The 6,715-nt window shown below is 56.2% G+C and carries 12 protein-coding genes and 1 pseudogene; 11 read left to right on the forward strand and 2 right to left on the reverse strand.

Annotation, left to right across the window (positions count from 1 at the left end; genetic code table 11):
* Genes I2E69_RS14000 through I2E69_RS14030 form a run of 7 tightly spaced genes read left to right on the forward strand, consistent with a single transcriptional unit; the run spans position 1 to position 2,493 of the window.
* Positions 1–294 carry a hypothetical protein gene (locus tag I2E69_RS14000; RefSeq protein ID WP_195461846.1) on the forward strand — a complete coding sequence of 98 codons (294 nt, stop codon included), beginning with the start codon at positions 1–3 and terminating at the stop codon, positions 292–294.
* Positions 291–797, forward strand: coding sequence for a hypothetical protein (locus tag I2E69_RS14005; protein ID WP_195461847.1), 507 nt, complete (start codon positions 291–293; stop codon positions 795–797). Before I2E69_RS14000 ends, I2E69_RS14005 begins: the two co-directional genes overlap by 4 nt.
* Positions 775–930 (forward strand): hypothetical protein, encoded by a 156-nt coding sequence (locus I2E69_RS14010; RefSeq protein ID WP_195461848.1) that lies wholly within the window; start codon positions 775–777, stop codon positions 928–930. The genes I2E69_RS14005 and I2E69_RS14010 overlap by 23 nt, the downstream gene beginning before the upstream one ends.
* Positions 931–934: 4 nt before the next feature.
* Complete coding sequence (locus I2E69_RS14015; RefSeq protein ID WP_195461849.1) at positions 935–1,225, forward strand: hypothetical protein; 291 nt, start codon at positions 935–937, stop codon at positions 1,223–1,225.
* The gene (locus I2E69_RS14020; RefSeq protein ID WP_195461850.1) at positions 1,222–1,695 is read left to right on the forward strand and encodes a glycoside hydrolase family protein; all 474 of its coding nucleotides are present in this window, start codon (positions 1,222–1,224) and stop codon (positions 1,693–1,695) included. The genes I2E69_RS14015 and I2E69_RS14020 overlap by 4 nt, the downstream gene beginning before the upstream one ends.
* Positions 1,696–1,697: 2 nt before the next feature.
* Complete coding sequence (locus I2E69_RS14025; RefSeq protein WP_229095543.1) at positions 1,698–1,898, forward strand: hypothetical protein; 201 nt, start codon at positions 1,698–1,700, stop codon at positions 1,896–1,898.
* Positions 1,891–2,493, forward strand: coding sequence for a DUF6549 family protein (locus tag I2E69_RS14030; protein WP_195461851.1), 603 nt, complete (start codon positions 1,891–1,893; stop codon positions 2,491–2,493). The genes I2E69_RS14025 and I2E69_RS14030 overlap by 8 nt, the downstream gene beginning before the upstream one ends.
* A gap of 13 nt (positions 2,494–2,506) precedes the next feature.
* Here the strand turns inward: I2E69_RS14030 and I2E69_RS14035 are convergent, their stop codons facing one another.
* Positions 2,507–2,800: a hypothetical protein gene (locus I2E69_RS14035; protein ID WP_229095544.1), complete on the reverse strand. Its 294-nt coding sequence runs from the start codon at positions 2,798–2,800 to the stop codon at positions 2,507–2,509.
* A gap of 99 nt (positions 2,801–2,899) precedes the next feature.
* Here I2E69_RS14035 and I2E69_RS14040 point away from each other — a divergent pair, with 99 nt between their 5' ends.
* From I2E69_RS14040 to I2E69_RS14055, 4 genes and pseudogenes are all read left to right on the forward strand, one after another.
* A complete protein-coding gene (locus tag I2E69_RS14040) occupies positions 2,900–3,334 on the forward strand; it encodes a DUF5675 family protein (protein WP_195461852.1) in 435 nt (144 codons plus the stop codon).
* Positions 3,334–4,920 (forward strand): phage terminase large subunit, encoded by a 1,587-nt coding sequence (locus I2E69_RS14045; RefSeq protein ID WP_195461853.1) that lies wholly within the window; start codon positions 3,334–3,336, stop codon positions 4,918–4,920. Before I2E69_RS14040 ends, I2E69_RS14045 begins: the two co-directional genes overlap by 1 nt.
* A gap of 5 nt (positions 4,921–4,925) precedes the next feature.
* Complete coding sequence (locus I2E69_RS14050) at positions 4,926–5,945, forward strand: hypothetical protein (protein WP_195461854.1); 1,020 nt, start codon at positions 4,926–4,928, stop codon at positions 5,943–5,945.
* 39 nt (positions 5,946–5,984) lie between these two features.
* A pseudogene (locus I2E69_RS14055) lies at positions 5,985–6,269 on the forward strand (HU family DNA-binding protein); the annotation flags it as partial.
* A gap of 50 nt (positions 6,270–6,319) precedes the next feature.
* On the opposite strand, the gene I2E69_RS14060 reads toward I2E69_RS14055, so the two are convergent.
* Positions 6,320–6,715 (reverse strand): type II secretion system F family protein (locus I2E69_RS14060; RefSeq protein WP_195461856.1); only part of this gene is annotated, 396 nt, incomplete at its 5' end.

Consider the following 6,715-nt stretch of genomic DNA (forward strand, 5'->3'; position numbering starts at 1 on the left):
ATGGAACTGAACGAAGAAAAGAAGATCGTAACCTTCCGCACCAACGAACGCATGATGTACGGTGCGGTCAACTACGACGGCTCGGAGCTGATGGCCGTCATCTCGGGCTATGACCTGGACATACGCTTCAACATGCGGCTGATAAACTCCCTCGCGGATGCCGAGGCGGCAGCCAATGCCCTGGCCGACATATTCTACGAAGTATTGATGGAGCAACTACTGGCACAGAAAGCATCCTTCGCACAACAACCGGCAGCACAAATGCCTATTCTTCCCAAAGAAGAGACGCCATGAACGAAGATACGACACAAGAGAAGGAACTGACCGCGCAGGAGGCGGCCTTTTGCGAGCTCTATGTCCACGGAGGCATCGAGTTCGCAGGCCGGACATTGAAATGCTACCGCGAAATTTTCGGCGGCACAGGCTCCGTACGGGACTCGGCGGCCGCCCGCAGCCTGCTGCTTCAGCCTTGGGTAACGGCCCGCATCAAGGAGATGATGTCCTCGGAGCAGTACGAGCTGGAGACCGCAGCCGTGAAACTGCAGGTCGCCGAAACCCTCAAAGCCGTGATGGCCGAGGCGGCAACGCAGAACTACCTCGACCGCTTCGGGTCGCCGCTCTCCCCGGCGCCTCTGCGTGCCGTGTCGGTGAATGCCGCCAAGGCCCTGATGGACCTCTATCCCATCAAGCATGCCCAGCAGAGCAGGCTCCGCATCGAGGGCAGCGACGGAAACATCGTCTTCAACGTCATCGTACCCCAAACAGCACCCACGCATGCCGAGGAAGAAGATCGATAAACAGGAGGTGGCTTTCTGGATTTACCTGGGCCTGATCCTGCTGTGGGCGCTCTACGGATTGAGGGACGGCGCCGCAGCCGAGCCTCTGATCCGTGCCCTGCGAGATGCCTTTCAACTTATTATCGAACAATGAAAATATGGAAAACCTGAAAGAATTTATCCTCCGCAATTTCAAGATGCTCTCCATCGTGCTGTCGTTCATCGTGACGATTTACATCCAGCATGTGGGCAACATCGCCCGGATCAACGAACTGACCGTGCGCTGCAACAACATCGAACTGCGGATCAAAGACCAGTATGAAAAAATCGATGCTATCAAGTTGGACAAGGCCGTCTTCGAGGCCACGATGACCCAGCTCTCGATCATGCAGTCCGACCTGCGGGAGATGCGGGGCGACATCCGCGAACTGCTGATGATGCAGAAATGAGACGTCGCATCATCTTCTGTGCCGCAGTCGTCTTATCCGCGGGGGTGCAGGCGCAGGATCGCTTCGAGCAAGCCGTAGCCCTCATCAAACAAGCCGAGGGAATGCACGCAGCACAACATCATCCCTATGTAGGATATGGACATCGGCTACAGCCCGGAGAACAGTTCCCAGCCGGAATAACCGAAGAGCGGGCCGACTCCCTGCTACGGAGTGACCTGCGGCAGAAGTGCGCCGCATTCCGCCGCTTCGGGCGCGACTCCCTGCTTCTGGGCGTGCTGGCCTACAACGTCGGGGAGTACACGCTGCTGGGTGGCGGGGGCCGGCCCCGCAGCCGTCTGATCCGCAAACTCGAAGCTGGCGACCGGGATATTTATGCGGAGTACATCACCTTCCGAAAATACAAAGGCAAGGTATTGCCGGCGCTCGAGCGTCGCCGTAAAACGGAATTTCAACTTTTATACGAAAAATAAACATGGACAGACACATCACAATCGTACCCTCGCAGGGACTCACCCGCATGCGTCTCTCGGAGCTGGTGGGCCGCAAGGGCGTCATCGTCGAAGACCTTACGCAGGATCGCAATGACAAGGGATACATGGTACAGCTCTACCATCCTTATCTGGACGAAACCCTTTGGTATATTCCTGCAGAATCCGCAGGTTGCTATGAGTAGGCTGCTCACACGCTTGGCATGGTATGTCGTACTGGCGCTCTGTCTGGTCGTATATGTCCAGCACAGGCGCTCAGTGCGGCTTACTGACGAGCGCGATCGCTACCGCCACAACAACGAGGCGTTGCTGTTGGAAGTGACGCGCTTTCGTATCGACTCGGCCACTACGGCCCTCGATGTCCGCACCCTGAGACTCTCGATCGAGGAGTTCGAGCGTTACAGGGCCGAAGATATGACCAAAATCAAGGCCATGGGCGTGAAGATCCGCAACCTCAAGGCGGCGGCAAAGCACCAAATCCAGGTCGCCGGCCCCATCGATGCCGCCGTGAGGGATACGGTCATCCTCCGTGACACCATGCCCATTGCGGTGCAGCGGGTCGAGATGCACACCCCGCATATCCAGATGCAGGGCATCATCGAGGAGGGTCGGCTGCAAGGCGACATACGGCTGCCGGTGACCCTGCGGCAGGCCGTGTGGATCGAATACAAGCGCCGGTGGATATTCTGGAAACGGGTGAAAGCCGTGCACCAGACCATCTCGAGCGACAATCCCTATGTCGAGGTGAAATATTCGGAGTATATTGCTATCGAACGATAAGGTCGATCCAGACTTAACTTTCCTTGTCGGCAGGCCATACACCGTCTGTCATCTCAAGCATATCCATCCATTCGGCTGCACTCTCCCGGATGTCGGTATGAGCGATGCACTTCTCGTAAATCTCATCCAGGGTTTCCTTCATAGCACCGTAGTATTCATCGTTGACTGTAATGCCGGATTGCAGACCTGCCTGTCTTAACTGTTCGAGGATGGCGGGCAGAAATCCGCGAATCAGCCCGATGGTGGCAGAAGCCAGATACGGCTGAACATGGATGGTTATATCTTTCTTTACGTATTTGTCATTCATTTTCGCTCGCTTTTAAGTGATTATACAAAGATAATAATTTCTCAATCTTTCCACGCTATCCTTTCCTATTCTTTGACATAACCTAATATATGTCAAAGGATGATACTTACGCTCCAACGTATTCACAAAGGCCCCGACTACACAATAGGCAGGCTATTCATCGACGGACAATATCTCTGCGACACGCTCGAAGATGCCGTTCGCTCCCTACCTACACTCTGTCCGAACACACCGAGGGGGCTTCCCTGTGCTTGCCGGGAGAAAATCTATGCCCGCACGGCGATTCCCGCCGGAACCTACCGCATTACCCTCGAATATAGCCCCCGCTTCAAACGGCGACTGCCGCTGCTGCATGACGTGCCGCATTTCCTCGGCATAATGATTCACTCGGGCAATGATGCCAACGATAGCTCCGGATGTATTCTCGTCGGCAAGAACAAGGTCAAGGGAAAGGTCCTCGAATCGCGGATTGCTTCCGAAAGGCTGAATGCGCTATTGGAAAAGCAGAGCAAGATAACCATCACGATCTGCTGATGGCTGCCAATCGTCTGAAAGCGCCCCGGAACCTAAAAATCGAATTCTCGCCATCGCCTCGGCAGTTTGAGTTATGGAAACTCCTCCAGCCCAACCACTGCCCGCAGTGCGGCGGGGAGATCGAGCAGATTCTCATCGGATACGACGCACAACACAACCCCCAGTACAAACCCCATTGCGAACAATGCCGCACACAGAACCTGCCACAGTTGATTTTGGGAGGCGGAGCGGCAGGCGGAGGAAAATCCTATATCGGCAGCGTCTGGCTGATAAGCAGCTGCATCCGCTTCGGTAATATCCGGGCCGTGGTGGCGCGTAAGACGCTCAAATCGTTGAAGGAGTCGACCTGGAACACCATTAAGTCGATTCTCAAAGATTGGGGCCTGCGGGAGGATGTGAACTTTAAGATCAATAACCTCGAAGGGACGCTCACCTTCTGGAACGATTCGGTGATCATCATGAAGGAGATGGCCGACATACCCAGCGATCCGAACTTCGAGCGCTTCGGCTCCTCGGAATATACGATCGCCCTGGTGGACGAGGTGTCGGAGATTTCCGAGCGGGCAATAGAGGTACTTTTCTCGCGTCTGAGATGGCGCACGCACGAAACCTTCATGACACCTCGGATGCTGATGACCACGAACCCCACAGTCAACTGGGTGCGGTCTCGCTTCGTGCAGGACGAGAATGGAGACAAAGTCGTCTGCCGCGAAGGCGAAGCCTACGTGCCCTTCTCGGTCTTCGACAACCCCAACATCGCCTTCCGCCAAACCTACGAAGCGGCGCTGAACAAGATCCGCGACCAGGCCACCAAAGAACGCCTGCTGTACGGCAACTGGGATTTCGTCGAGGCCAACGACATGGCTATCTACCACCGATTCGACGGCGTGCGTCATCTGGTGACGGGGCTTCGGGAGCGGGTATATGATCCCACCAAGCCGCTGATCACCGTCTGGGATTTCAACGTCGCACCCCGTATGTCGGTGCTTACGGCGCAGATCGACTATGAGGCCAAGAAGGTTTACGTTCTGGAAGAGGTATTGGGCCAACCGGAGAATAAGGAGAACAACACCCCGGCGCTGGCCCGCAAGCTCCGCGCGAAACTATACCGCGACAAGCACGTCGGCGGCGTGGACGTGACGGGCGACCCCGCCGGTCTGCAACGCTCGACCACCAGCGAGGACGGGGTGAACAATTTCACCGTGATCGTCGATACGTTCGGGGGCGGAGTGCTGCGGCCCCGTGTCAAGCTCTTGAAGAAACAGCCGCCGCAGGTTACGCGCTGCGAGTTCGTCAACGAGGTCTTCGACGGCTACAACGGCTGGGAGATCGCTATCGATATGAAGTGCCGCAAGCTCACCGAGGACCTTATTTACCAACTCAAAAACGAGGACGGCAGCAAGTCGAAGCAGAAGACCACCGACCCCAAGACGGGCGTGAAATACGAGCGCTACGGCCATCTGTCCGACTGCCTGGACTACCTGTTGTGTTACTACCTGCGGGATAGCTGGTACAAATACAAGAGCGGTGATGCGGCCGGTTATGTGGTCACCACAGCAACTATTCACGAGGGATTTACCTACTAGAGAATATGTACAGACGTTTTCTCAACAACAACGACTATCTGGGGCTGATCACACCCGAAGCCCTCGCACAGCTCACGCGCGGCGACGAAGACCGTTTTCTGCAGGCCGAAGAGTCGGCTGAGATGTCCCTGGTGGAGCGTCTATCCGAGAACTATGAGGTCGAGCAAGAACTGGCCCGGGGGAAGTATATCGCCCCATACGACCGGCGCATCACCTATCCCGTAGGTGTGCATATCTATTTCGAGGGTCAGATTCACGAGGTGATCCGCTCGCTGAGCGGCTTCAAGGCCCCGGCCACCGAACCCGCCTGGACCGAGAATCCGTTCTGCAATCAGGAACAACCGGGATTGAAACCATACTCTCAGTTCGGAACTTACTACGCGGGCGACGAGGTTCTGTATAACAATTTGGTTTACACCTGCCGCCGCGAACATGGCTACAGGTTCGCAGAGGTGCGCATTCCGGGTGTCGAAGGGTGGAGCAGAGTCGGAACTACGGCCTGGCAGCCTGTGCTGTATAGTCTTTGGGACACGGTGGCTTATAACGGGGCGTTCTATACGCTGACCACCATCGAGGGCTTCGACAACAACCTGCCGCCGGACGAATCTCCCTGCTGGGGTGAGATCGCCGACTACACTGCGGAGTATAACGCCTATGAGCTCACGGGGCACGACTATGTGGTCTATGGCGGGAAGGTCTTCGTGCCGGAGATGGACGTGAACGCCGACATTCCGGCACCGGGCGTGAACCTCGCGCTGCACGACCCGCGCAACTACAACCTCAAGAAGCACATGGTACGCCTGGCCGTCTATGAGCTGACCAAACTCATCGCCCCGAATAACGTCTCGGTCGTCCGCCTGCGCGACTACGAGGATTCGATGAAGTGGCTTAACGATGCGGCCAATCTACGGCTCAATCCGCAGATTCCCCGAAAACTTTCCCGGGATCAGCAGCCGGTTATGGACTGGCAGCTGGCGACCTTTCAGACGGATTTCGACCCGTATAAGAATCCGTGGCTGACCTAATGGAAGTTTTGCTATCTTTGTCCTCAAGCAAACTTCAAATCATCCCATACCATGACAAAAGCGGAAATCGTAGCACAGATCGCCAAATCTTCAGGTGTCGATAAAACGGTCGTACTGACCGTTGTCGAGCAGTTCATGCAGAGCGTAAAGGATTCATTGGGGAACCATGAGAATGTTTACCTGCGCGGCTTCGGGACGTTCCATGTCAAGAAACGGGCAGCAAAGGTCGCCCGGAACATCTCCAAGAATACCACACTGATCGTCCCCGAGCACGATATCCCAGCATTCAAGCCGGCACCGAAATTCATGGACACGGTAAAATAACCGTCAAGGGTAATGCTCTCACTCCCGGTTCCGGCAGCCGGGAGTTTGTTTCATCCCATAATCCCGCCGAGTCGGAACATGGGCATGTACATGGAGATGAGGATTACGGCGACCAGAAGGCCGACGAGCATGATCAGGGCGGGTTCGAGCAGCGAGCCCATGCGGCGGATTCCGTATTCGAGTTCGTCGGTGAGGGCGTCGCCCTGGCGGCGGAGCATCTCTGCAAGGCGGTTGGTCTCCTCGCCGACACGGATCAGGGCCGTGAGTTTGCGGTCGTACAGCGCGGGGAAGCGCGCCACGCACGCCGAAAAAAGTTCACCGTGCTCCAGGCCGCGGCAGATCGAGGCGAACGACTGCCGGTAGGGATAAAAGCCGATTACGTCGGAGAGCATCCCCACGCCCGTGAGCAGCGGAACCCCGGACGTACAGAGCAGGTAGAGCAGTTT

Source organism: Alistipes sp. D31t1_170403_E11 (assembly GCF_015553985.1).
GTDB classification, from domain to species: domain Bacteria; phylum Bacteroidota; class Bacteroidia; order Bacteroidales; family Rikenellaceae; genus Alistipes; species Alistipes montrealensis.